Genomic DNA, 24975 nt, shown 5'->3' with positions numbered 1-24975 from the left:
CCACCTAGCGATCGCGTGAATCAGTGTTAAGCGTCCTGACCAGACCCTTAATACGCAAAAAGAACCGGCAGCGAATGCCACCGGCTCTTTAAAAAGCGAAAACCCGAGAGGACCAGTTCCCGAGTCGCGCCAAATGTCTTGTGCGACCATGGTAACACCGGCTCTCTCTCGGGGCAATACCCATTGCTCTTTTTTAGGAGAGAGAAGCCCCCATGACCGCATCCATAGGATGGGGCGAGGAGTCGCGTAAGACTCCCCGTTCCGAACCCCTACCCGCTGACCCCATCGGCCAGCGGCTGTGTGAAATCTTTGGCCACTACCGCTGGAACTTCATTCGCGCCGACCTGCCGGATGACGCCACCACCAAAGCCGCCTGGACGACCGTTACCACCTACCCACTGCGGCCCCGCGTTCTCTGGAACCAGTGGCAAGATGCCAACCAGCTAATCGGCGTCCGCTTTACCCACGACACCCGCTACGCCCTGCTCGACCTCGATGCTGGCGGCGACTACTGCACCCCTGAAGGGGTCGACCAGATTCGCGCTGCTCTCGAGACCATTGGCATTACCCGCACCCTGCTGGTGCGCTCCAGCTGGAGCGGCGGCCTGCACCTCTACCTCCCCTTTGCCGAACTGGTCAACACCTTCAACCTGGCTGTCGCTCTCAAAGAGTGCCTCCAGGCCCAGGGGTTTCGGCTCCAGGCGGGGCAGCTCGAAATCTTTCCCAACGTCAAAGCCTACGGCGTCGAGACCTTCATTGAATACATGGGCCACCGGCTGCCCCTCCAACCCGGCAGCGGCTCCTGCCTGCTCGACGATGCCCTCAACCCCATCGGCAGCAGCCTAGCCCGGTTCTTCTGGCTCTGGGATGGCGCGGCCAGCCACCAAGACATGGATGCCCTGCGCCATGCGATGAAAATTGGTCGCGACAACCACCGCAAGCGGCCCAAACGCCGCAGCCACCCCGTTGAGAGCTGGCGACACGACCTCGACCTTGAGATCACCGAAGGTTGGACCGACTATGGCCAGACCAACCACCTGCTGAAAACCATCGCCTGCTACGGCCACGTCTTCGAGGGCATCCAGGGCCAAACCCTGATCGACTACACCCTGCGCATCGCCCTCCACTGCCCCGGCTACGTACAGTACTGCCGCCACCAGCACGACATCAAGCGCAAAGTCACCGCCTGGGCCAGAGCCGTCGAAGGCTACTACTGGCCCCTAGGCACCACCCCCAGCCGCGACACCAGCCAGCCCAAGAACAACCTGGTGCCTTTCAACCAGCAGCAGGCCGAAGATGCCCAGCACCGCATCTGTACTGTCTACACCGAGCTAGAGCAGGCCGGAGAGCTGCCTGAGCAGATTACGGCCCGAGCCAGGGCGATCGCTCAAGCGGCCAAAGTCAGCCAGCAGACCCTCTACAAGCATCTCAGCCTCTGGCACCCTGCCCACCAAGAGGGTGTAATAGCCCAGGTAGCAAGCCTTCTAGCCCCTGAAGAGGTGAATTCCGAAGCAATGCCAGAATCGCTAGAACCCTTAGAAATTAAGGAATTACACCCCTTTGGGGGATATATGAAGAGTGAGGCGCTTTGCGCCGGTGATCTGGGGTCGGATTTAAAATCTCTTTCTCCGGAAAGGGGGGTGCGGGGGGATGAGCCTGCTTTTCCACAGGAGGCAGAGCCTGCGGCCTACGACCCAGACCTGCACGAGCAGATTCAGCACCAGATCCGGAACCTGGGTTGGTCTGGGGAGGTGATTGGTCAGTTCATTGCTGACCAGTTTGAGGGCAAACGCTGGTCTGAGCTGACGGACGATGAGCGGTTGCTACTGCTCTATCATCTGCGTGTGGTTGATAGATAAATAGGGTGATGCAAATTAGAGGGTCTAGGTACCTCAAACCCTTGCCTATAAGTCTTTTCAGGGTGACCCGAATTAGCATAAAAGAAGGCGGTTACTCGTTGTTAGCCTATCGCGGTTACAGAGGTGAGTTGTCCTGCTCAGCCCCAATTTCCCTAATGGCTGCATCTAGTTCCATCTCCAATTGCTCAGCAGTGGGTAGACATCCCTGTAAAGCTGGTGGCAGCTCGTCACGCAGTTTGTAGGTGGCCACACCAATGGGGTTCTGCACTGTGTCCAGGGCAAATTCAACGGTGGTGCGCTTCTTGGACTTGCATAAGATGATGCCAATAGTGGCTTCGTTCCGCTCGTCGCATAGCAGGTGGTTGACAGCGCTAATGTAGAAATTCATCTTGCCTGCATACTCCGGCTTAAACTCCGTCACCTTGAGGTCTATGACCACGTAACGATGTAGCTTCAGGTGGTAGAACAGTAGGTCAATAAAGTATTCGTCGCCGTCTACCTCAAGCCGGTACTGGCTGCCCACAAAGGCAAAGCCTACCCCTAGCTCTAGCAAAAAGTCACGGATGCGTTCTACCAGAGCCCGCTCCAGGTCACGCTCCTGCACCTCATCAGCGAGGGCTAAAAACTCGAAATTGTAGGGGTTTTTTAGCAGGTCGCGGCTCAGGTCTGACTGTTCAGGTGGCAGGGTACGCTCAAAGTTGGTAATGGCACCGCCCTGGCGGGTAAACAGGTTGGTGTCGATCTGTAGATCTAGGATGTTGCGACTCCAGCCAAATTGAACGGTTTTGCGGGCATACCACAGACGCTGTTCTGGGCTGTTGAGTTTGTTGAGCAGCGACTGGTTATGCCCCCAAGGAATTTGTGCTATGACCTGTAGCACTATTTGCTCATCGGGGTAAGCCTCGGCCAAAGCCCTCATGTATTGCAGGTTTCGAGGAGAGAATCCCTTCATCTCTGGAAACTCGCGGCGGAGGTCTTTGGAGATGCGGTCAATGACCTTGCTGCCCCAACCCTGCGATAGCTGGCGTTCCATAATCTCTTGGCCTATGTGCCAATAAAGCATGATCAGCTCCTGGTTGACAGCCAGGGCAGCCTTGAGTTGCGCTCTACGGATGCGTTGCTTTAGGCCATTAATCAGGGCAAAGTAATTTTCGTCTTCGGGAAATAGGTCAGGGGGTTGGGGCATAAAACAACAGTCATTTGGTGGATCAGCGGCCATAAATAGACGTGACCAGCACAGAAATTTAGAATTCCTGAGTCTTGTAACCACTGTCCTATATAGGTTTCAAGAGATGTGGCCCATTTTTACACGAATCGATGTCATACCCGAATTTGTGCACCAGGCTGGTGCACAAATCGTTCATCAGGCTAAGCTTCGGCGAAGGCCCATACTTGAGATTGCGTGGTGAAAAGCCCTGTATGTGGGTTTGAGTAGTAATGGAACAGAAACCCACGCTAAGCACTTCTAATTTCCGTACCAATTGAACCCCTCTGGCAGAAAGGGGCTGAACCCCCTGATATACCGTTTTATTTTTCTGTACCAATTAGGGAACTGTTCAACTGGCACAAGAGCGTCTGCCAAGAACGTCAAAAAACGGGCTTTGAGAAGCACTCCCTGCAAAGCTTTCAACCTTAGCGTAACTTTCTGTACGATTACTCACTGAACCCCCTCTTCAAGCGCGGCAAAACGAGTTACGACAAATTGGTAAATCATAGTGAGCGATCAAAAAACAAAACTATTCATTTAGATGCTTAAACATCTAAGCGTCTAAACATCTAGATGCGATCACAGCCTCAGTCACCATGCACCTCCATGCCCTCGTCAAGGCAGGCCTTGTTCAATTGGAATGTAACTCTTGCGGCAAATAAACGTTAGTCACTGTGACCTCTAGACTTAGATGTCTAAGCATTTAGATGTCTAGACATCTAAATGCTTGAATGCCCGAAAAGGTTTAGGAGTGAGTTTTCCTGCATAGCTGCTCTTCAGCCATTTCAGAATCCAACTACGACAAAGCAGTCAAGCAGCGAACAAAAGCCAAAGCCGCTTATCCTAGACTGAATGTCCAGACATCCAAGCATCTAGACATCTAAACATCGGAATTGTTTTCGAGCCATGCCGCGATCGCAGACTCGGCAATATCACTCATCTCCATTCCTTCGTCAAGGCTGGCCCGCTTCAATCGGCGGTGCAGTTCCTGAGTCAGATAAACAGTAGTGCGTTTGTAGTCGCCGCTGCTGCTCTTTGCTTTGGATGTTGAGATGCCTGGTTGCTTAAACGCTTGAACGTCTGGATGCTCAGATGTTTGAACATCTAACGAAGGTTCAGGTTGGGTGGTTTCTGCTACCTCAGGCTGCTGCTGAGCTGCTTTGAGTAGGTTAGCGAATCGGTTTTGGTCACTCATGGCAATATCTCCTTTCCGATCGCGGTGTAGCAGCTCCAGGCGATACCCGCGTAGCTATCGCCTTTCACGTCCTTAACTAGGCATCCATCAAGTGCAGCCCTCTGGAAAGCGTTCAGCCTGCGGATGCCGCCAGCGAATAGAGGAAGCCCAGCGTCGTTCAAAGATGCCCTAGCTTCTACTCCGGCTGCATTGGGCTTGGGGGGAATGATGGTGAGCAATACCCGGTACTCTGCCTTGAGCCCTTGCAGCGGCTCCACCATCTGGAGCATGGCCCCCATACTTAAAGCGTCGGGGCTGCATGGAATGATCAGTAGGTCGCATCCCTGGGCAAGGCTGGCTAGCTCATCAGACGATGGCCGAGCGGCTGTGTCTATAACAACATGCTCAAACTTGCCAGACATGAGCAACTTGGGTGATCGCTGCTCATCAGCCACGGTAAAGGGGAGGCGATCGCTAGCAGCCCATTGGAGAGCAGAGCGGTTGCTGTCGCCATCGACTACCAGAGTTGCCCCCAGCCCTTGCAGATATCCTCCCAGATGAATGGCGGTTGTGGTCTTGCCCACTCCACCCTTAAAGCTGACGACGGTTATGATCACTGCCTCAACTCCTAAATGATGTCGTGAGCATATCAGATGTCTAGGAGACTGGATGCTTGAGCATCTAAAAATTCAGACGGTTAAACATTCAAGCATCTAGACATCCAGACATCTAAGCATTTGCCCCAGCACGCATGGGACTCACGATAGCCCGAATTCCGTCTCACCATTCCAGACTTGAGACTGTGCAACGCAGAATCAAGGGTTTCTGACTGTCTCACCTGAGACTTGAAGTCATCCATCGACCCCATATCCCAAAACCCTTATAAACCGTCAATTCCTACTCAACAAAATCACAATTCTGTCGAGTAAAGTGGGGGAGTCGCACAGCGGATCCGATGAGCACGAACGGCCAGGCGAAGGTATTGACTCACGACGAAATTGCCCAGCTGTTTGCGGCGATAGACTCTTTTAGGGATAAAGCCCTGTTTGGCATCATGCTCTACTGCGGGCTGCGGGTGAGCGAGGCGATCTCACTGCGGCCCGGTGACATCAAGGGGGATGTGCTGGTGCTACCGGCTAAGGCGACGAAGGGCAAGCTAGCCACCCGGCAGATCGACATCCACCCTAAGCTGGCGGCGCTGCTGGCGGCCTACGACAACGGCGGGGCTGAGTATCTGTTTCCGGGTCGTCATGGTCGGGGCCGGTTAGCGCGGTCGTCGGCAGACTGGTTGCTCGACCAGGCATTAACCTATGCCGGCCTGGATGGGCTGGGGATTAGCACCCACAGCTTTAGACGCACAGCCCTGACCAACCTAAGTAATGCCGGGGTGCCGCTGCGGGTGATTCAGGAGATTAGCGGCCACCGCAGCTTGGCTAGTTTGCAGCGGTATTTGGAGGTGAGCCCTGAGCAGAAGAAGAGGGCAATCGCCGCCCTGGAGTATTGATTCGGCCTAGACGGTGGCAGCAAAGCGAAGTCCCGCTAGGTGATGACAAGGTGTTTGATTCCCTGGGCCTGAGCGGTGGCGGCAGTGGAGGTTGAGTAGGAATGGGACAAAAACTTGTGCTAAACACGGTTAATTTCTATATCAATTAAGGCTTTCAGCTAACACTGAAACCCCAATATCGGGTATTCATCACTAATCTTATATTTCCGCAGGTAAAGCCTTTTGCTCTTCACCAGTGAATTTGGGAGTCCGTGTGTCTCTTATCTCAAAGGGAATCTCTCGGAGAAAGGTACGGATTTTGTCTAGTACAAGATCCATTCGAGCGTCTATGAACTGGTCGAGGGCATCCTCAGGCATCTTGTCATCTCGAAGCCATTCAACCACTACATCTGGTAACAGGTGTGTTTTCTGAATAATCGAGAACTGCTCATTTTGATATTCGCGAAGGTAAATCAGAGGGTGCTTATTGCTAATCTCCAAGTTCGTGATTTGCGGTAGGTAAGCAATATTTATTAAGCTGTCAGCATACAGTCCAAACCTGCCCATATTTTTCTCACAAAAGTCTGATGGAAAAATATGATGGAGATTGGGTTTGTCAGTTAACGAGTAGTAGACTGATTTGAGAACCGAAGTATCTGGATGCTTCCAATCACGAGGATCTTGACTTGCATACAGTGCCAAAATAGCTCTTGAGAGACGTCCACGATTGCTATAGGACGTATCTCTGAGCTGTTTACGATCAATTAAGAACCTGTCAAAGCCAAATTCACCACCAGCACGCACTTGATTCAGCCTTCTGATGTGGTCTTTTAAGTGGGTAGTGTTGCTGAGCAAATCGTCGTTGTGGCAGCTGTGATACCAAAAATAAGCTTTGAGGAAACCGTAATCTGGTGATGGGTTTCGGAAAAAGTAGGACGCAAGAGTCATGTAGAAGTATCTAAATGGCACCAGAGCAGGCCCATTTAGACGTAGATGGCTATCAAAAAAGTTGAAAACCTGACGTATTGCTTTGACTCCGTCGTCCCAGACTGCTTCTAGGTGTTCGGTTTTAATGGCATTGAGATACCGATCTGTAATGTTAAGGACACCAGAATCAGGAATTGCGGCCCGAATCAGAATGGCAAAGATCTGTAGCAGCGTCATGTTGTCTACCACCGAGAAGCGGCTCCCGGCACCTCCTAGACTTTGCCGAAACTGCTCAAACATTCCTCGTAAATAGAAGCCCTCTTGGCCATCTCCAGGTCGGAATGTCTTGGCCACTACAATATCGAACATGCTCAATGGCTGGCCAGCCTGGTTGATGCGCTCAAAGATCTGGCAGACTTCGTTGACTTCTATGCCGCGTAGCTCAATGAAAGACAGCTTGTAATTGTCCAGTACCTGCCTGAATTTTCGGAGCTGTTCTCTTTCTGTAGATTTGTATTGGTATCCTGATTCATCTAGACGCTCCTCTATATCTGCATAACGAGTGGCGATCAATTCAATTTCTACAATAAGTCCTGCGTCATAACGCTGTTTTCGTCCTTTATTGCGAAGAACTTTGCCTTCCTGGTCATCAATTTCATCCCAGAACAAGAAGCGCTCTCGCCATGACTCATCTTCGATTTCGTCTGAATCTTCAACAGTAAGGTTCACAAAGAGTTTAGAGTCTCTATTTTGCCCCTTAATGCTGCGACCATACATAGATGTCAGCAAGGCTGTGGTACGCTGTTGACCATCCAGTAGATAATGAAATTCTGTAATATCGCCGTCTTCATTTAACGGATGGCCACCTATTTCCCGGTGCATCTGAAGTTTGGTGTCAGTCTTCCAAACTAGAATGCTGCCGAGGGGATAGAACTTATAGATGCTGTCCCAAAGCCGTTTGACGTTGTCTCGCTCCCAGACAACGTCTCGCTGAAAGGTTGGAATTTGGTACTGTCCTCGACGTAAATTCTCAAGATAAGTTGTAATGCCGAATGCATCGGGACGAATTCTATCCACATAGGAATTCATACCATTCTCCAATCAATAGTTTCATCATTACTCATTCTGCTCCACGAGCTATTCTTCAATAGTTTGGATCAATTCTTCTTTATTCCAGAAAAATAAGCTTTTCACCTTTTTCATGATTGGTGGGAATTTCCATTCGTTTTCACTTCGATTAAAGTATCCCCAAATCGAACCGGCAACAGCTATTATGACCCATGGTATAGACCATAAAGCAAATCCAAAAGGATACAAAAAAATTGAAGGTAGAAATATACAGAGTATCAAGACTATAACTTTTCGCGCTATCTTGCTGAATTCAATTATCTTCGTAGAAAGCGTACTTAAGACCTTTCTGGCAGTAACTAAGAAGTCACACAGCCATAAGTAGCTTTTCTTCAATAGTTCAGTTAGCGAAGCGAAAGTTATTTTTGAGAATGATATCGTTTGAGTGTAAATGAAATTGATCAATTTGAGAGAATTATTGAAGAATATCTTCGTTATCTTTAACGCCCATGAGGGTAGTTTTATGAAGGCAAAAATAAATATTCCTTTTATGGCCGCATCCGAAAAGTCGGACACAAGATTGACTTGTTCTTTATTCTGCTCTTTACTTAGATTTTTAGAGTTGTTTTTTTGCTTTTTCATGAGTATTCATTGAGCCTGGAATGAAGCGATGGACTGGAATATAGCGCTAACGAACAACGCTATACATATTGTTTTTTGACGTAATGTACAAATGTATAATTCCCAATAAAAAAGCTCATCAACATCAACATCAATCAGCTAAATTTTTTATTGTTGTTCATAAACTTCTTACTCCAACCGCGTTGAAGCCTGAATATCCATCTCATCCAGCGGTTCTTCGATCGCATTGCTAATCCACCCTGGTTCAAACCCCTGGGTGGTCTGAGCCCGCACGGTGACTTCAACGGTCATGGTCTCAGCCCTGTCAGAAAGCGCTTGCAGCACGTTGAAGAAGCTAAAGAGCTTAGCTTTGTCGATATTGGTGCGAATTTGATAGGAGTGGGCTTGCCTGGTGCCCCCGGCCACCTCTACTAGGACGGTTTTGGTAATGCTGGAGGTTTGGCCCTGGATGACGTACTCCCTACCATCGGTGTTTTCGCTGCTGGTAGATGTGCCGGTGTCTACGATATCTCCAGGGTCTAACCCAGAATCGACTTGGCTGCTGCCGCCTTCTCCATCGGTGCCTTGTTGGATGGGGGTAGTAGTCTCTGTTGCTGGGGCTACGTAGGCTAGCCGTTGAGCTAGCGCCGGGGTCAGCAGAAATCCAGACAGATCTAGCTCGTCTAGGGGAATGGCTTTGTCAAAGCTGACGAGGGATGGATTTTCGACCTGGGGCTGTCCGTCAGTGGGTACGGTCATGTAGGGCACATAGCCCAACTGCCCCTGGGCGATCGCCTGAACGATCGCCTGTTTGATGCCCCCTGGACTCAGCATTTTGGGGTAGTTAGGGAACCGGAAAAAGTAGCTGACTAGGTCGTCACCCACCACATACTGCCGATCTGTCTCGCTCAGGTTGGCCAGCCGCACCAGCTTACCGACGGTCATGGAATCAAAGACGTGATTTTTGAGCAGGTCTAGCACCCGCTCTTGTAGGTTTTGGCTGGTGTTGAGCTGAGACCGCAGATCCATCACCTCAATGCGGATGGGGTCTCCGGGCACTGGCAAAAGCACATCGTCGTAGAGCCGCCGCAGGGCAGAGCTGATGGCATTTTTAGAGTCTTTGCTTTTTTCCTTCAGCTCGTCGATGTCTTCGAGGGTGAATTTGTACTTCGCTTTCTGGTCGATCAGGCTATCTAGGGCCAGGGCGGTTCTGGTGGCCTTGCGAGCTTTGTCGAGCTGGCTTTGGCTCGGAATCACGAAAGCCAGGGCGTTTTTATATTCTCGTTTGTCGTTGCCCCGGTACTCAACCCACTGGAGAGCCTCCGCTACGGCGGCTTCTCGGCTTTTATCGCTCCATTCGGCTCCCAAATAGACAATGGTGAACTCGGTGGTGCGATCGGGGATGGCGATAGAGTCTTTGGGCCATAGAAGGCTACGGCCCCGGCCACCGCTAATCAGCTTGCCAAGACTGTTTTTTAGGTACTCTAGAACGTCATCACCGTCTACTTTGCTCTCTTCGTCAGCGATTAGCTTGTTGAGGTTGGGCTTGGTTTCAAAGCGGTAGCGCTTGCCTACGTAGTGCAGATATAGCAAATGGTCACGCAGGCTGTTTAAGGCAGTTTTGAGGGTGCTGCGCTCCAGGTTGGGGGCCAGACATGCGGCAGTAATATCTTGCTCCATCACGCCCCGGTCTTCGCCGCTGCGAGCACCAAAGGAATACATGAGAATGGCCGCCGCAATGCGAGAGCCAACCTGAAGATGGGCCAGGGCCGGAGAGTCTTCTGCAATCTGTTGATCAACGGCTTTGACCTTGGCATTGCGACCGGTAAAGTCGGCGGCCAGCACAGAGCTGTATTGCTCGCGTTCGCCCACTTGTGAGAAAAAGGCTCCCCGCACCCCTTCGTCTTCAAAGGGGATGTCACCAGGGCTGATCAGGAGGGATGTGCTGTTAGCGGCTCGCAGCGCGTAGATCACTCGCGCCAGGAATTGAAGTGCCCCTCGGGTGCGCTGGTAGCTGGGTAGGCTGCCCCAGCGGTGATACATCAAGTCGAGCAGGTCGGGGTGAAAGGGGTAGCTGATTTTGATGCGGTCGGCCAATACATCGGCCTGTTGTTTGGCTTCCTGGGCGGTGTATTCAGCGTCTTCTTGGTTTTTGAGGAAGTGAAAGAGTAGGTCGGCCTGGTCGCGGGCGATCGCATCAATCACATCGGGTTCGCCTACGCTTTCAAACAAGCGTCGCTGCACCACCTTCATCACCTCGTCGCCTGAAACGGGCTCTTTCTTGGCATCAATGCGATTGACCAGCTTGTCTAGGGTGCTCAACAGCCCCTCGTTGCCAACTGCTTCTTGCACGCTGGCCTGAAGTGAATAGACCATGGCGGTGTGGGCCTGGTCGCGCACCACTTCGGTGAGCTTTTGCATAAAGGTCAGCACCTGGCGGCCAAAGGTCGAGTCGCCAATATCCATACCCATGGCGTTTTCGACGTAGACCAAAAACTCGTCTAGCAAAATCAGTACGGTGCGATCGCGCAACAGCTCGCGAATCACATCGTTGCCGGGGGCAATGCGAGCCCGGTCTTGTGCTTCGACTAGGGCGTAGGTTTCAGCCCCACCCAGTTGCCAGGCCAGATAACCCCAAGGGGTGAGCACACGGGGGCCATCGGGCATTTGGGTGCCGGTGCTGGCATCGAGATCGAGCCCAATGAAGGCGATGGTTTGCACGGGGCCAGGGTCGGGCAGCTGGGCTAGCTCTGCCATGGCTTGCAGCTGCTGGCGGTGTTTGGTGATGTGATACAAGCTAATGAGGGCATGGGTTTTGCCGCCACCAAAGGGGGTGCGCAGTTGCAACACCCGATCGCCTTCGCCCCCATCTAAAACCTTGAGCACGTCGCTAAGCAGAGTTTTTAGCTCGGCGGTTAGATAGGTGGCGGCAAAAAAGTCTGGGGCCTGGCGGTACACTGGCGGGCACTTGGCCTCTTGCCGCACCACAGCCCCCAAGCTGGCCGCATAGACCGACATATCGAGCTTGCCATCGCGAATGTCTTTGTGGGGAATGGCAATTTGGTGCCAGGGCTTGAGTTGATAGGCGCTGCTCATAATGCCAAGAGAAGAGGGGTGCTGCGAAAACCTGCCGCTATGCCACAAGGCTAGTTTCGGGCTGAAGCGTTGATACTAAGATGCCCAGAATCTTATTGACCTCTTTAATGAAGTAGTCGCTGGTGTCAATAAATGCTGTGTTTCCAGACAGTTTTAGAAACTTCCAGTCGTTGCCGGTGGTAACGGCTCCATAGATCGTGTCGATGGCATTACCCTCTCGCTCGTTAAAAAGCCGCGCCGCCACCATGGTGGCAATACACTGCCCTAACCCGCTGGGAATGCTCTCGTTTTTGGCTTCAATGATGGTGAGCACAGGGGCCGCCACATAGTACTGCTCTGGCGATCGGCTGAGAATAAAGTCGCAGCGACCCTCTAAGCCTGTTGCAGGCTCCACATCGAAGGACGTGCCCGAAAAGATAGCGACCTGGTTGCGTAGCTGCCGCCGCACTTCCATAAGCACGGGCATAACGACTAGCTCAGACCTAGCTTTTTCGGTATTGATGGCGCTGGCCAGGGGCAATTGCTCTTTGAGTACCGCCGTTAGCAAATCGCTCGGCTGTAGGGGGGCAATAGCGGCAAATAGGTCTTGGGTCTCATTGGTAGAGAGCCCAAAATCTGACTTGACTTTGCTAAGGGAGAAATTACTATAAGCCATAATTTTCTAGAGCAAGATATTTAATGTATTTAAGAAATCGATAAGCACGATTTAATCCTTGTGGGTGTAAAGATGATCCAATATGAAAGACCCTGTAATAGATATCGTTAGGTTCTTCAATTCCTGGAGAATTCCTGAACAGTTTGATTGCATGAAAATCATTTCCATTCGTGATGAGGCCATAGCTAAAAATTCGAGTTGATGGATTGCCCAACATGTACGAAAGAAGTTGAGCTTTCGCCATATTAAGATTTTTATGGCTAAATCCTTGTCGTCGATAGCGATGTGGTTTCTTGACTTCTACAGGTAGAATCCATTGATTTTGATACAAGACGAGTTTGCCTATAGCTCCAACCACTGGAATAGCAGGATAATCGTGCTTTATAGACGATAAGTAGTAACTGATTGGAACTTCAGGCTCTACGTGGAACGGATACGAATAAAACCTACACAGCCAAAGCAGAGGATCAACTATGGAGTCGTGAACCATAGTTTCAGTAAAGCTACGCCGAATAGAGCGTTTCTGGTTGTCATAACTCTTCCTGATTTTCTCGACTTCGCATTCCTCGTCCTTAGTAAGTTGAGGTTGGTCTTTTTCAAATTCAAAATTCCGTTCCCACTGAGTTAGCCTCTCTATCCCATGAACTTCGCATAAGCCAAAGTCGTGCTCAAGTGTAGCTAGGCTGATTGTATGAGCGGGGAAGACTTGCACCATACTGATTACTTATGTCGAAGGTAGGATTGGAATCTAGAGATTGGGAATTGGGCTTAATATCTAACCTCAGAATGCTAGTTCTTAACCCCTAGCTGAAGTTTCTTTAGAACTTGCAAAACCTGGGCGAAGTCATCGCCTCGATCAAATAGCAGTTCATCCGAGAGGGCATAGTCTGGGGGGCGAGAGTTTTGGAGCTTGATGTAACGAAAATTGCTGCCGTTGGTGACTAGGCCATAGACGGGGGCTTCGCTGTTGGGGTTGGCCAGCATGTAGGCCAAACATTGGGGGATGGCGTTGATCAGTGAAAATTGGGCGTGCTTGGCTTCGATCACTAAAACCCAAAACCGCTCATCGCAGACTAGAACGTCGATTTTGCCCCGATACAGGGTGTTTTGGTCTTCAACGGCCAGTTCAACGCTGGCTTCGTCTTGCACCCGCAGTTTGCTTTGGTAAAAGCCCGCCAGGTCGAGCAGGGGCGACAGCACCACCATTTTGACCAGGTTCTCAGACAGTTGGCCCCACTCCAGCTGATACATAAAGTTCTGCCGAATGTGGCCCAGGGTCGATCGCTCTAGGTCGGTGAGCACCGGTAGATCGGTTTGCCATTCCGAGAAACCGTTGGGCTGGGTCGATTTCACCAGGCCAAAGTCTTGATGGAGCGCTCGCAGGCTGATTTGAGATGAGATGGGCTGAATCTGCACCATGGGGTTATCGGCTTTGGGTAAATAGGTTGTCTTCGACCAGGCGCTTCCAAGATGCTAATAGGGTATCAATGGCGGCCTGTTCGTGGGTGCGCTGGCTGGTGATGGTGTCTTGCTCGCTGTCGCGGGTGTGGTTGGGGGTGAGGGCACGCCCGGCCAGGGCCTGGGCAACCAGCCGCAGCTGGGTACCGTCGGGTTGAGCCAGGGCCAAAAAGGGGCCAATTTCGCTAGGCTTGTTGTCGGCTAGCCACAGCAGCCGGTGCAGGATATCAATCAGACTGGGGGCTGGGCCAAGGGCCTGGAGCGGTTGGTTAAAGGTTTGCCGCCCTTCAGTTTTTTGAATGCCCAGATCGTCGTAGGTGCCTCGGTCTTGGTAGTCTTTTAGCTGCACTTTGTTGGTGGTCTTTTTGATCAGGGGGTGTCTGCCCTCGGTGAGGCCGCCGGGGCCATCTAGCTCTACGCCAATGCCCTTGGCTAGGGTGTTGGCTTCGTCAAACTCCACCACGGCTTCGCCGTACTCGTAGCGGGCCATGATGTAAAACTGGGTGGGTTTGTCTACGGCACTGACACCGCGCCGATCGCATTGCAGCACGCTGGTGAGCACGGCTTCGACGACTTCTTTTTGTACTTCGTCTAAAAAGGAACTGGCGGCAAGTTCATCGCCGTTGGGCAGCTCGACGCGCTCGTATTGGGTGTAGGCCCGTAGCCCTGCCCCAATGCAGGCAATGACTAAATCTGCTCCGCTAACGCCCTCGGCCATAAGGGTGGCCACCCGCTCGCGAACAATTTCGCTGAGCTGAGGAATCACATCCATGGCGTAATCGCCGATACCAGCCCCTTTCCCTTTTCGGGCTACCAGAAAAATACTAGATGCCAAAGCAGCAGAATTTTGCCCTCTTAACCGTGCCCCCATTTCGGTGTCAAGGGGCCATGCCTCAGTAATTGTGAAACCAGCCCGGCGGAGAGAATCTATGAGCGTTGCCCAGCCTGCCGTAGTTTTGTGGGCATAGACAACTACCATTGTCCCATCTGCTTTCAGTACCCTGCTAGCCTCACAAAATGCCTGATGCATCATGTCTTCATAGGCTTTAGCTGCTTGCTTTTTATTGCCATCATGCCGCGAAGCATCCATGGTAGCTTCTTTTTTCTTTGGAGTTAGCTGGCCCAAGAAATGCTCGGGATAAAGATGACCAATTGATCGCTTGAGCCACACATAGAAAAAATCTGATAAATCAGCATAAGGAACAGAGTCAAAATAAGGTGGATCGGTGATAACAGCATCTAATGATGCAGATTTTATTGCGATTGAACTGGCTGATCCTCTATGCACATGAGCCACATTTTCAAATGAGCAACTTGGTAACGTTGCACGCATAGATTTGACTCCAGCTTCGTAATTAGCTCCCGCTGGATTGAAAGGAGCAGATTCTGCAAAGTCCCACACCATTGGAAGTGCTTGCCGTGAAAAAGTATTTTTAGTTCCTCTGCCTCCTGTGTAGTTCCATGTGCAGAGGGTTGAACTGTAATCTGCTGTTCTGCTGGAAGTTAATCCTAAACAAGTAGCGATTGCTCTTGCTAAATCCTTCTCATAACCTTTCTCCACCATTGCCTCATGGGCCTTTTGCACCCACTTAACAAACGTCATCAGCGCCAGCAGTTGCCGAGTGGTAAAGAGCTTTCCAAACGTATCTAAGCCGTAAAGATGAGTAAAAAATGCTCTAGTGTCCGCCGAAAAAATAGGCTCATCAGGAACAGTCAAGCCTGTTTCTTGGCATAGTTGCTCTAATCGAAATTGAATGGCAGCTTCATCTGGAACGTAATGTTTGTAGCTGTCTCCTGATAAGTAGATTTTTCCCTGTTCTCCAGGTGTTACACCAATGATCGCCATTAACTGATTGTCTATTCTGCCGACCTTCCCTTCCCTTTTTACGTGCTCACTTTTTACAGTAGTTCCACAATGGCGACAGGTCGATGTTCCCCGTGCACTGCCAGAAGATGGGTCAAACCCTAGCGCCCCAGCCGATCGCGCCTCCACCACCTCAAACTCAACCCGCTTGGTCTCGTGGTTGGGTATTACCTTCAGCGCCACATACTTATTCGCCTTCTTGCACAGCCACGTCTGCCGCGCTAGCGGCACCTGCGCCCCACACGCCGGGTTTGGGCACTTCACCGTCCGCGTCCACAAATACGCCACTGGCGTCAGCTCCTGGGCCAGCCCTAGCTGCCGCTGCCGTGGGCCAGCCAGCAAATTCATTTGCTCCGAGGTTTCACCGGACACCTCACCCACCTTAACCGGCGGGTACAGGTCGCCAATCTCCTCCCGCACCTGGTCAATCACCCACTGGCCCCACCGTTCCACCTCATCCGCCAGCTTCTTGCCGTAGGTTTGGGGGTACACCAGCGTACACAGCTCAATAATGTGCGCCACCGGGTTGAGGTCTACCGCATAGGTCTCACAGCCCAGCCGCAGCGCCTCCAGCGGTATGGCCCCGCCACCGGCAAACATGTCCAGCACCTTTGGCGGTGGCACCTCGCTCAGGGGCGTGCTCTCTGGCAGGCCCAGCCGCTGCCGGTGGGCCTCTAAAATCAGCTTCCGCGCCTTCTGAATCGTGTCATCCCCCGCCTCCCACCGGCACAGGTCGGTCATAAACTTGGCCAGGGCCGTGCGCTTTTGGTAGCTCGCTGGTGCAGCCACCAGCGAGGCAAACACCGCCGCCCGCGCCGCCACCAGGGGCCGCCGTGCCCACCACAAATGCAGCGTCGAAATGTGCCCCTTACGAATCGACTTCTCCCGCGCCGCCTCTACAGAGATCTCGCGAATGGGAATGAAGTCTTCGATAAGGCGGCGATCGGTCGTCATAGGGCGCGTAGGCATCAACATAGTTGGCTTCAGCGTAGCCGATGCCCTCCCCCACCGCTCAATCGTTAACGCCCTCTTCTCTTTCGCTTCTGCGCTTTGGATCCAGATTTAGGGGGCTGTGCCCGCCATACCTGAATCGAAGACAACTTTTCTTGCTATCGTTCTGGCTTGTTGGCTTTTCTCTTTTTGGGCTTGGGTGCAGGTTTGTGCGGCCTAGCTACTACTGCGTCAAAGCTAGGCTTCTTGGGCAAAATTTGTTGTTTTGGTTCCGACTTTTGGGTTTTGATCTCTGTGGGATTGGACTTAACTCTGCTCCGTCTGATTTCTAAAACGACAGGTTTAGGATTCTTTGGAGATGTCGCTGACTTAGCCTTTTCCTGGTGCTCTTTTAGAGCATCAATAGACCGCAACTTAATACCATTGGTCGAGCGATTAATGGTGTAGAGATCGCCATAACTTGATCTTAGTTGCTGTAGGCTAATGCCCAACAGTCGGGCAACCGTTGTTTCATCTGGAATAAACCGACTTTGGCTGATGGCCCCCGCTAAAATAGCCATACGCTGATGGAATGCGCTCTGTGCAGGCCGACCGGCTAAATCGCGATAGGTTGATGTCTGCCCAGACCGTTCATATCGCTCAATCCGCGTCCAAATTTGGTCAATGTTGTCAGGCCAACGGGTACTGCACCCCTGTCTGAGCGCCTTCTGCCCATCCCAATAGTCTGCCCAGCAGCGATGGACAGCCCAGGGTGCCCCCAAGGAATCGAACAGCACACAGTCCCCATAACCGTTGGTGTGATAGAAAACCGTTGCGCCACACCACCAGCAAGTGGTCTCGCGAGTCTCAGCCTCTCTAATTTCTGTGGGCTGATGGCCAATAGCTGCCCTAGCGGCTGATGGTGGGGGGAACTGAAATGCCGACCGGGTAGGGATAACAAACTGAGATAGAGAGGAACGCCCCCCCAAGAAACCTAAGCCACCACCATATCCACCGCTGTTGTTACCCCCACCCCACCCACAGCTACAACCTGGGGGATGATTCCACGCATTGCACATAAAGAGTACCTGCTATCGCGCCTCAGCAATTGCCGTATATAGCGTGCTGCTTTATACGTAATACGGTTTTATCCTATGTAAGCAAGCGTTTAACCCTTGCTATGCCGTACTTTCCGTACCAGCCAAACGCTAGAAGCGGCTAAATATGGTCATTTAGCTGGGCGGCTATCTGGAATGCTTGGAGTCCAAGGGTTTGACCTGTGCTATCCGCCAAATGGCTGACCTGCAAAAAACTCAGCCCCCTAGCGGTATCTAGAGGGCTGAATAGGATGGGTTATTTGTCTGATTGATGAGGCTGGTTAAGGACTATGCGAAGGAGAACGGCAAACGCGATGACTGGGTAGGCGGCCTCTATGCCTGGTGTATATGGGTAGGGCGTTTGAGGAACGGGAATATTAGAGGTGGGTTGGCTAACGGTGGCGTTGGTTTCTAAAGACGATGGGGACACCGGCAGATAAGACTGGGAGGTATAAACCATATCCGTTCTCCTGTCCGAAACAAGTTGAGTGCATCGTGTCAGACGAGGAGAGTTATAGCTAGAGGCTAATCAAGAAGTTAAGGCAAAACTTAGAGCAATGCGGAGAACAATCGCCAAAGTGCTTGTTTTACAAGGTTTTGGCGTTTATCCTTGCTTCTTATCCATTTTTATCTGGACAGGCTTAATGTCCTTAGCTGCCTATTAAATGTGGCAAACATCCCTGGTACAAACGATAGGTGCATAGCGCAATGGCTGGAACAAAGAAACGCGATCGGGGCCGCGTACTCACCGATAGTGGCCATAAAAAAATCTGGACAGCTATTTATGAAGTGTTTCCAGACAGACAGACCTATGCTGCGATCGCTAGGTGGACAGACCCATTAGAGGACAACCCTAATGCTGTAGCACACATTACAGCAGAGACAATTTCCAAAGTTCTTACCCAACGGGAGGGTGTTGACCATAAAAAACTTGATGATTTATTTTGTGCGTTTGGGCTAAAACTACAAGACAGCGATCACATTCTTTTCAGTGAAAATAACCAACCCAGGAGCGACCCCAGCTTTGTTGGGCGAGAGAAAGCATTGGCTGACCTAGATGCTCTCATCAAACAGGGGGCCAAAGTCATTGTTATTAAGGCGGCTGGTGGTGTTGGCAAAACAACTCTGGCAAAAAAATATTTATCTCAAGTATTTGGATCATATTTAGAATTTCCTATCGCTAAGGAAACTAAAGATATTGCGAGTGCAGAAGGTCTATTAGAAGAAAAAATTCGGCAACTTGGAGAAGAGCCAGGATTAGAATTTCTTGTGACTATCGATAGATTAAAACGAAAATTGCAAGAAACGCCAATAGGCATTCTGATTGACAACTTAGAACCGGCTCTTGATGCAGCAGGCTTATTTATTGAGCCGCATCGAAGATATGTAGAGTTATTGAGAGTCTTGGCTGATCCTACTGTTCAATCAACTACACTAATTACCAGTCGTGAACGACTAAGAGAGTGGAGTATTTCAACTCAACATTATTTACTGCCTAAGCTCAGCTTGTCTACCTGGATACATTTTTTTGATGGCCAAGGATTAAAATCAGACGAATCTCTTATTTCTTCATTGCATGAAGCTTATGGCGGCAATGCTAAAGCAATGGAAATTGTTAGTCGAATAATATCAGAGGATTTCGCAGGAAATATTAAAGATTATTGGGATTCTAATCACGGTAATCTTCTAATAGAAAGAGATTTAGAAGGGTTGGTTTCAGAACAATTTGAGCGATTGAAAAAGCTTGTCCCAGATTCTTATAAGCTCTTATGCAGAATGGGATGCTATAGATATCAAGATGTTCCTAAAATCTCTTCTCAAGGGCTTTATTGTTTACTATGGGATTCCGATGAAAGGAGTCATGGGCGAACAATAAAATCTTTGCAAGACAGAGCATTAATAGAATTTTCAGAAGGATATTACTGGATGCATCCAGTAATACGGCAAGAATCAATTGACCGTTTAAAGAGAGAGGATGATTACACGAGAGCAAGCTCTTTTGCTGCCAAATACTTCACAGAATCTGTCGCCAGAGTGGAAACTATTGAAGACGCAAAGAAAGCGTTCGAAGCTTTTTATCACTATGCGGAAATAGAAGATTTCGAGAATGCGTGTTTAGTGGTCACAAAAGAACGAGAGAATAATTTTGGGTGGCCTGAGCCATTGAACATTTCCGTTGACAGGTTGAGCTTATCTAAATCTATGATCTCAATTATTGAACTTAGAATAGAAAAAATATTAAAAAAGGGAGCCAATTCGTCTTTGTGCGGATTGCTTGATGCAATGGGAGATATGTATTGGGACACTGATATAAACAAAGCAATAGTTTATTACCAGAAATCTATTAGTTTGGCCGATGAAATTCATCTTCAGGATTATAGAATTCTATCTAGATTTAATCTGGGTCTTTGTAAGATAGCACTATATGAACTTGAAGAAGCTAGCGCTATTTTACGAGAGTCAAAGAAAATTTCCCAAGACAACGAGAATCTTAGATATAGCATTTACTGTTCTTTTTGTCTTGCATACATTGCTGCTGAAATGGGCGATCAGGATAAAGCTTTAAAGTTGGTTGACTATGTAGAGAGGGAAATACCTAAAGTTGATATAACCTCGTGGGGAAAAGGATATAGCCTTCTGTTCCTAGGACTAACATTTAACAGGATAGGGGCTCTTGAAAAATCCTTAAAATTTCATGAAGATGCCATAAGTTTTTCGCATGAGTCTAATTATGCACAGATTAGAGCTAAAGCTTTATGTGGCATGGTTGAGCTTTATAGGCTGATGAAAAATTACGAAAGCTCATTAGCTATGTATAATCAAGCCTTTCCTTTGGTTAGAGAAATTGGAGCCGCATATGATGTAGCTGAAGTGCAGTATCAATGCGCTTTAACGCATGCTTGCATGGGCAATATTAATGTTAGTAATGAAATGTTCAACGACGCTATCATTTATTTCAAAAAAATGAAATCTGAAAAACAAGTATCAAGGGTTTTAGACGCCATAACGTTGATATAAAATTCAAGTAAATAACATCCCATAGCTCGGACGCTTTTCTGGGTAAGCGCTGGAACCATTGCTCTCTATTTTCTGGATCCATCTTCGGAAAGGGCTGGAAATTATAGGCTACTATTGGCTCCTAAAAACTGTCCGAAATGTTGAATCAGCACTTTTTGAAGAGATGGGTGATCCTAAGAAAATAGAGAATTCCAAGAACCATATGATGGTTTAGTGATTTGAGCCATCAATTAATCATCCATTCAAAATTCAGTTTGGTGTAACAACCAGTAATGTCAGTCCTTCTCTGTCAACGATCTTGACTACGGTGTTTGGCAGAGCCTCACCTTCATAAAGGGGATCAAAGAAACGTGCAAACCAGTAAGTTCCCATAAATTTAACTCTACCTGTCTTGTGTTTTGTAATAGTTTCCTCAACTATGGCTGTGTCCGGTTGTTTTTGGCTATCAATAACATTAGGAATCACCGTGGTTTGGTGCATTGGTGCATCTCCCATCTCTTAGGTTGATGCACTTAGTTTGCTTCTAGTTCAACTAAGAAGCCATAGCAAATCAGGACGTTTAACCTAAAGATAGGCTTTCATCAATAGTTTTCTGCAAGCTAGGGATAGCAAGGCTTTCAGCTTGTCGCTACGCACAGTTTAATTGGAGCAGAAATCCTTAACGTCAGGCATTTGGGCTTAACGTCGAGAATCTACCCCTTAACGTCCGCATGCTTCTGGATCGAGGAAGCCGCTACCAGGTATCGCGTCACCTGCTGAATTTCCTTGACCTCACCCACCAGCGCCTTCGCCGGGTTCTGAATCCTCAGTAATTTAGGCTCTGCCGTCTTACAGCCCCACACCACATATAACCAGTAGCTATCCCCCAGTTGCTGGGCCTTGCGCCACTCATTCGGAGTCAGCGACACCTCTCGGTTATCCTGCGCCCGCCCCTTCACCTCAATACGGCGCACCGAAGAAATCCCCGTTTCGGGGTCAGCAGGGCCAATGCTGCGAATATCAAAGCCGCTGCTGTCGTGTAGGGGGGTAATGTCCTCTGGTGTCCAGCCGCGATCAATCTCATACTGCATGACAAATTTCATTGCGAAGGCTTCCACCTCGGGGTCATTCTTCATGCCCGGCATGCCGACAATATCTGCGGGGCCAGGGTGCACCAGCGCCGACCCCAGATAGACCACTCGACCAGGGCGAACAATGCGTAGATAGGTTAGCTCGCTGGCCTTGACCTTCTTTCGTTCTTCTAGGTCATGGACTCGCTTGAGGGCGGCATCTCTCGCCACTCGGTAGGTCTCATCGCCAGAGGCCACCTTCTGCGCCAGCAGGCTCCACTTGCTCTGCTGATCTTGAATGGCGGTGTGCATGGCCTTTTCTAGATACTCTTGCCGAATGCCAAGCTCTCGCTGGCGATCGCCCTGCACCTGCTGCATCATGGGCATTTGTATCCGCACCTTGGCCCACTTCTCAAAATGCTCTAACTCTTGTGGCGTTGGGGGGTGCACCAAGAGCGCAAAACTGCTGTCTGCCGGTGCCAGGTCGTGGAGGCAATCGGGCGAAATGATCTCTAGCTGGTTGCTTTCAGGCTTCTCCATAACGGCACACAGCAGCGATTTCAGCGTGATCTCCTTGCCGTGGCGCTCTTGCCCCGCAATTTGAACTTCTAAAAAATGAATGCGGTAGGGAGTATCGGCATCGGCATCGATAAAGACCGCCGACCCGGTACAGATCACATTATCGAGCCGGGCATCGAGGCGTTCGGCCACCGCAGCAAACAGCGGATGGCCAGGGGATAGCAGCTCGCTATCTTGATGGGTCGGGTTGTTGAGATGGTCTTTGTAAAACGTCAGCTTAGGGTAGGTTTTCTCGGCGGTGCCCAGTCGCCGTACCGATTGCAGGTTGTTTGACCGAAACTCTTCTTTGACGTAGGGCACGCGCCAAAGCCCATCGGCCCGCACGTCTAAATTAATGCCCAGAAAATCGCAAGACCGCTTGAAAAACTCCTCGATGTAGCGAGGCATCAGCCGTTGCTCTTCTGAACGGTAGTCTTGCTGCTGAGTGCGTTGGATTTTGACATGGCTGGTGGCCAGGGCAATGCCGGTGTCCCGTTCCAGCTTCTCCAGCTTGTCGGGGTCAAGGCGCTCGATTTGCTCGACCGCCTCATCCTCGGCGCTTTGGTTTGTCGTAGCTTCGCGCACCAGCTCTTCAAAGCGAATGTCATTGAGGCGCATGAGCTGGCCAATCACGTCAAACACGCGATCGCCCATCGCCTCCCGAATTTCATCCAGCTTAGACAGCAGCTTCTCTAGAACCCGGCCCTCCACCGTGTTGATCGCGGCAAAGTTGAAGATGTAAACGTCATGGGGCTGCCCAATGCGGTGAATGCGGCCCATGCGCTGCTCTAGTCGGTTGGGGTTCCAGGGCAGGTCATAGTTAATCATCAACCGGCAGAACTGGAGGTTAATGCCCTCCCCTGCTGCCTCTGTCGCCAGACAAATCTGCTTGTGGAGCTGAAAGTCTTTTTGAGCAGCCTTACGCGCTAGCGGGTTCATACCCCCATGGATTTCGCAAGTGCTGTAGCCCCATTCCTCCAAATTTTTCTTCAAGTAGTCCAGGGTATCGCGATGCTCGGTGAAGAGCAGAAGTTTCCCATCACTGCCCTGGAGTTCATCAAACTCTCCCCGAGTCAGGCAGCGCTTTAGCTCGTTGAGTTTGGCCTCTGTTCCCATGTCGATGGTTTGTTTCGCCAGGTTGACTAGGCCCTTGAGGATATCGAGCTCTTCCCGTAGCTGGTCAATCTGTTCAGCGACGGTCGATTCGATGGCCAGCTCGTCTAAATCCTCTTCCTCACAGTCATCGCTGTCCATCTCACTATCGACGGGCTTGCCCATGGTCATCAGGCGCTGCCGCTGCTCTTCCGGGGAGAGCCCATCTAGCTCTTCTAAAAGAGTCGTGAACCGCTGATGGCGTTTCTTGAGAGAGGAGTAGATGGCATTTAAGCTGCTGGCCAGTCGCCGCTGCAAGACGGTGCGGGCCAGAGCCACCGAAGCCTGCTTCCGGCCTGTGGTTTTGCCCAGATACTTGTTGATGTACTTCGTGACCTTCTCGTACAAGTACTTTTCTGGATCGGACAGCTCAAAGGAAACGGTCTGGGCATATCGAGCCTTGAACAGCCGTCGCCCCTCGAAATCCCTCAGTTCTTCCTTAATGCGCCTTAAAAACCAGGGGCTATCCTCCATTTGCAGGATTTCAGGGTTAATTTCGCTAGAAATGAACTGATCGGGGTCTAGCAGGCGCAGAAAGTTGTGAAACTGATCAACATCGCCCTGGTGGGGAGTGGCCGTTAGCAGCAGAATGCGTTCTGCAATCCGGGAAAGCTCTTCTGCCAGCTTGTAGCGCCCGGTGCGGCGGAGGTCTTCTCCCTGGGTACGAGCCGAGCACTTGTGAGCCTCATCGATGATCACCAGATCCCAGTCAACCTGAAAGATGCCAGGGGAGACATCTTCACGCTTAGCAAAGTCAATGGAGGCGATGCACTGGCGAAACCGCTCCCAGGGGTTGCCAGCCAACTGTCCCTTAGCCAGGGTTGAATTGATGACTTCAAAGGTTTCGGAGAACTTGCTCCTAAGCTCATCCTGCCACTGGATGGTAAGCGGCGCTGGCGACAGAATGAGGACGCGCTCAATGACACCTCTGAGCTTGAGTTCCTTGAGCAGTAACCCTGCCATGATGGTTTTGCCCGCCCCTGGGTCGTCTGCCAGCAGAAAACGAATGCGGGCCTGGGGCAGAATGCGACTATAGACCGCCTCTAACTGGTGGGGCAGTGGGCGTACACCGCTGAGGCTAACCGCAAAATGTGGGTCGTAGGCAAACGCTAACTTGATCCGGGCTGATTCAACAAACAGGAAAAACTGTCGGGCATCAACAGGCTTGGTGGCAAAATCGCTGGTGCTAGTCAGTAGTTCTTGCGCCTGATCGAGACTGATCGTTGCTTCTCGGAGATCGCCTTGCTGGGTCTGCACGGTCAGCAGAGCCATCCCTTCAAACTCCACTGCTGATTGAACCGTCACCACCCCTGTGAACTGGTCTGGGATGGAGATCCGCTTACCGATAAGTTGGTCAACCATAGTTAGCCTGTAGCGCTGGTGCAGAGCCTATGAGCCCTAGGATAGTAATTCCCATCTGGAAGGCGGCTTCATCGCGCCTGGGGCAGACAAATCATCATATTCCTCATAATGGCGAGGCGGTCACATAGTCTTTGCTAGGTGCCTGGATGAGGCATTTGGGAAAGTGAGGCGGTGACTGGCTTTAGAGTGGGGCGATCGCATCCACCCTCTCCTCCTCCGACACATCGAGATATCGCTGTAGCGCTGCCATCGACGACCACCCGCCCAGGGCTTGTTGCCTATCCAGAAGATGTCTGACAGCTGCATCCGACAGCACATGTGGCCCTTAGCGCGTCAGGCTGAAGGCCATCATCGATGCTAGGCCATTGATTGCCTTATCTTTTATCGCGGTGTACAT

General features: G+C 50.7%; 16 protein-coding genes. 3 read left to right on the top strand and 13 right to left on the bottom strand.

The features are described 5' to 3' along the window. The first annotated feature begins 212 nt into the window (after positions 1–212). Positions 213–1859, top strand: coding sequence for a hypothetical protein (locus AC0QKW_RS02755; protein WP_473149526.1), 1647 nt, complete (start codon positions 213–215; stop codon positions 1857–1859). Positions 1860–1974: 115 nt separating this feature from the next. Here the strand turns inward: AC0QKW_RS02755 and AC0QKW_RS02750 are convergent, their stop codons facing one another. The 3 genes from AC0QKW_RS02750 to AC0QKW_RS02740 form a co-directional block, all read right to left on the bottom strand. Next, positions 1975–3045: a PDDEXK nuclease domain-containing protein gene (locus AC0QKW_RS02750; RefSeq protein ID WP_473149525.1), complete on the bottom strand. Its 1071-nt coding sequence runs from the start codon at positions 3043–3045 to the stop codon at positions 1975–1977. A 901-nt stretch (positions 3046–3946) separates the two neighbouring features. Beyond that, positions 3947–4261, bottom strand: a complete 315-nt coding sequence (locus AC0QKW_RS02745; RefSeq protein WP_473149524.1) for a plasmid partition protein ParG — start codon at positions 4259–4261, stop codon at positions 3947–3949. Continuing rightward, positions 4258–4857: a nucleotide-binding protein gene (locus AC0QKW_RS02740; protein WP_473149523.1), complete on the bottom strand. Its 600-nt coding sequence runs from the start codon at positions 4855–4857 to the stop codon at positions 4258–4260. The genes AC0QKW_RS02745 and AC0QKW_RS02740 overlap by 4 nt, the downstream gene beginning before the upstream one ends. Before the next feature lie 338 nt (positions 4858–5195). On the opposite strand from AC0QKW_RS02740, the gene AC0QKW_RS02735 reads away from it, so the two are divergent. After that, positions 5196–5744, top strand: coding sequence for a tyrosine-type recombinase/integrase (locus AC0QKW_RS02735; RefSeq protein WP_473149522.1), 549 nt, complete (start codon positions 5196–5198; stop codon positions 5742–5744). Between the two features lie 198 nt (positions 5745–5942). Here the strand turns inward: AC0QKW_RS02735 and AC0QKW_RS02730 are convergent, their stop codons facing one another. The 8 genes from AC0QKW_RS02730 to AC0QKW_RS02695 form a co-directional block, all read right to left on the bottom strand. Continuing rightward, complete coding sequence (locus AC0QKW_RS02730; RefSeq protein ID WP_473149521.1) at positions 5943–7739, bottom strand: GmrSD restriction endonuclease domain-containing protein; 1797 nt, start codon at positions 7737–7739, stop codon at positions 5943–5945. Between the two features lie 48 nt (positions 7740–7787). Continuing rightward, a complete protein-coding gene (locus AC0QKW_RS02725) occupies positions 7788–8360 on the bottom strand; it encodes a hypothetical protein (RefSeq protein ID WP_473149520.1) in 573 nt (190 codons plus the stop codon). A 168-nt stretch (positions 8361–8528) separates the two neighbouring features. Beyond that, complete coding sequence (locus AC0QKW_RS02720) at positions 8529–11435, bottom strand: ATP-binding protein (protein WP_473149519.1); 2907 nt, start codon at positions 11433–11435, stop codon at positions 8529–8531. A 37-nt stretch (positions 11436–11472) separates the two neighbouring features. Continuing rightward, positions 11473–12090, bottom strand: a complete 618-nt coding sequence (locus AC0QKW_RS02715) for a hypothetical protein (RefSeq protein WP_473149518.1) — start codon at positions 12088–12090, stop codon at positions 11473–11475. Then, a complete protein-coding gene (locus AC0QKW_RS02710) occupies positions 12080–12805 on the bottom strand; it encodes a hypothetical protein (protein WP_473149517.1) in 726 nt (241 codons plus the stop codon). Before AC0QKW_RS02710 ends, AC0QKW_RS02715 begins: the two co-directional genes overlap by 11 nt. Positions 12806–12879: 74 nt before the next feature. Further along, entirely contained in the window at positions 12880–13509 is a 630-nt protein-coding gene (locus tag AC0QKW_RS02705) for a restriction endonuclease subunit R (protein WP_473149516.1), read from the bottom strand. 4 nt (positions 13510–13513) lie between these two features. Then, positions 13514–16366, bottom strand: coding sequence for a DUF1156 domain-containing protein (locus tag AC0QKW_RS02700; protein ID WP_473149515.1), 2853 nt, complete (start codon positions 16364–16366; stop codon positions 13514–13516). A 155-nt stretch (positions 16367–16521) separates the two neighbouring features. Continuing rightward, positions 16522–16923: a hypothetical protein gene (locus AC0QKW_RS02695; protein ID WP_473149514.1), complete on the bottom strand. Its 402-nt coding sequence runs from the start codon at positions 16921–16923 to the stop codon at positions 16522–16524. A 1224-nt stretch (positions 16924–18147) separates the two neighbouring features. Here AC0QKW_RS02695 and AC0QKW_RS02690 point away from each other — a divergent pair. After that, positions 18148–20457 carry a tetratricopeptide repeat protein gene (locus AC0QKW_RS02690; protein ID WP_473149513.1) on the top strand — a complete coding sequence of 770 codons (2310 nt, stop codon included), beginning with the start codon at positions 18148–18150 and terminating at the stop codon, positions 20455–20457. Between the two features lie 249 nt (positions 20458–20706). Here the strand turns inward: AC0QKW_RS02690 and AC0QKW_RS02685 are convergent, their stop codons facing one another. Further along, on the bottom strand, positions 20707–20937 hold the full coding sequence (locus AC0QKW_RS02685; protein WP_473149512.1) for an NfeD family protein: 231 nt from the start codon (positions 20935–20937) through the stop codon (positions 20707–20709). Between the two features lie 212 nt (positions 20938–21149). Next, positions 21150–24578, bottom strand: a complete 3429-nt coding sequence (locus tag AC0QKW_RS02680) for a helicase-related protein (protein ID WP_473149511.1) — start codon at positions 24576–24578, stop codon at positions 21150–21152. Positions 24579–24975 lie beyond the last annotated feature (397 nt).

The sequence above is a fragment of the Pseudanabaena sp. PCC 9330 genome (assembly GCF_055795045.1).
The sequence above is the reverse complement of the archived record's forward strand: the minus strand, read 5'-3'. Positions and strand labels throughout refer to the sequence as shown.

What these genes read in the sequence shown, in the direction of transcription:
- AC0QKW_RS02755 (WP_473149526.1), top strand. Translation starts at nt 213, where the DNA reads ATGACCGCATCCATAGGATGGGGCGAGGAGTCGCGTAAGACTCCCCGT.
- AC0QKW_RS02750 (WP_473149525.1), bottom strand. Translation starts at nt 3,045, where the DNA reads ATGCCCCAACCCCCTGACCTATTTCCCGAAGACGAAAATTACTTTGCC.
- AC0QKW_RS02745 (WP_473149524.1), bottom strand. Translation starts at nt 4,261, where the DNA reads ATGAGTGACCAAAACCGATTCGCTAACCTACTCAAAGCAGCTCAGCAG.
- AC0QKW_RS02735 (WP_473149522.1), top strand. Translation starts at nt 5,196, where the DNA reads ATGAGCACGAACGGCCAGGCGAAGGTATTGACTCACGACGAAATTGCC.
- AC0QKW_RS02730 (WP_473149521.1), bottom strand. Translation starts at nt 7,739, where the DNA reads ATGAATTCCTATGTGGATAGAATTCGTCCCGATGCATTCGGCATTACA.
- AC0QKW_RS02725 (WP_473149520.1), bottom strand. Translation starts at nt 8,360, where the DNA reads ATGAAAAAGCAAAAAAACAACTCTAAAAATCTAAGTAAAGAGCAGAAT.
- AC0QKW_RS02720 (WP_473149519.1), bottom strand. Translation starts at nt 11,435, where the DNA reads ATGAGCAGCGCCTATCAACTCAAGCCCTGGCACCAAATTGCCATTCCC.
- AC0QKW_RS02715 (WP_473149518.1), bottom strand. Translation starts at nt 12,090, where the DNA reads ATGGCTTATAGTAATTTCTCCCTTAGCAAAGTCAAGTCAGATTTTGGG.
- AC0QKW_RS02710 (WP_473149517.1), bottom strand. Translation starts at nt 12,805, where the DNA reads ATGGTGCAAGTCTTCCCCGCTCATACAATCAGCCTAGCTACACTTGAG.
- AC0QKW_RS02705 (WP_473149516.1), bottom strand. Translation starts at nt 13,509, where the DNA reads ATGGTGCAGATTCAGCCCATCTCATCTCAAATCAGCCTGCGAGCGCTC.
- AC0QKW_RS02700 (WP_473149515.1), bottom strand. Translation starts at nt 16,366, where the DNA reads ATGACGACCGATCGCCGCCTTATCGAAGACTTCATTCCCATTCGCGAG.
- AC0QKW_RS02695 (WP_473149514.1), bottom strand. Translation starts at nt 16,923, where the DNA reads ATGGCTATTTTAGCGGGGGCCATCAGCCAAAGTCGGTTTATTCCAGAT.
- AC0QKW_RS02690 (WP_473149513.1), top strand. Translation starts at nt 18,148, where the DNA reads ATGGCTGGAACAAAGAAACGCGATCGGGGCCGCGTACTCACCGATAGT.
- AC0QKW_RS02685 (WP_473149512.1), bottom strand. Translation starts at nt 20,937, where the DNA reads ATGCACCAAACCACGGTGATTCCTAATGTTATTGATAGCCAAAAACAA.
- AC0QKW_RS02680 (WP_473149511.1), bottom strand. Translation starts at nt 24,578, where the DNA reads ATGGTTGACCAACTTATCGGTAAGCGGATCTCCATCCCAGACCAGTTC.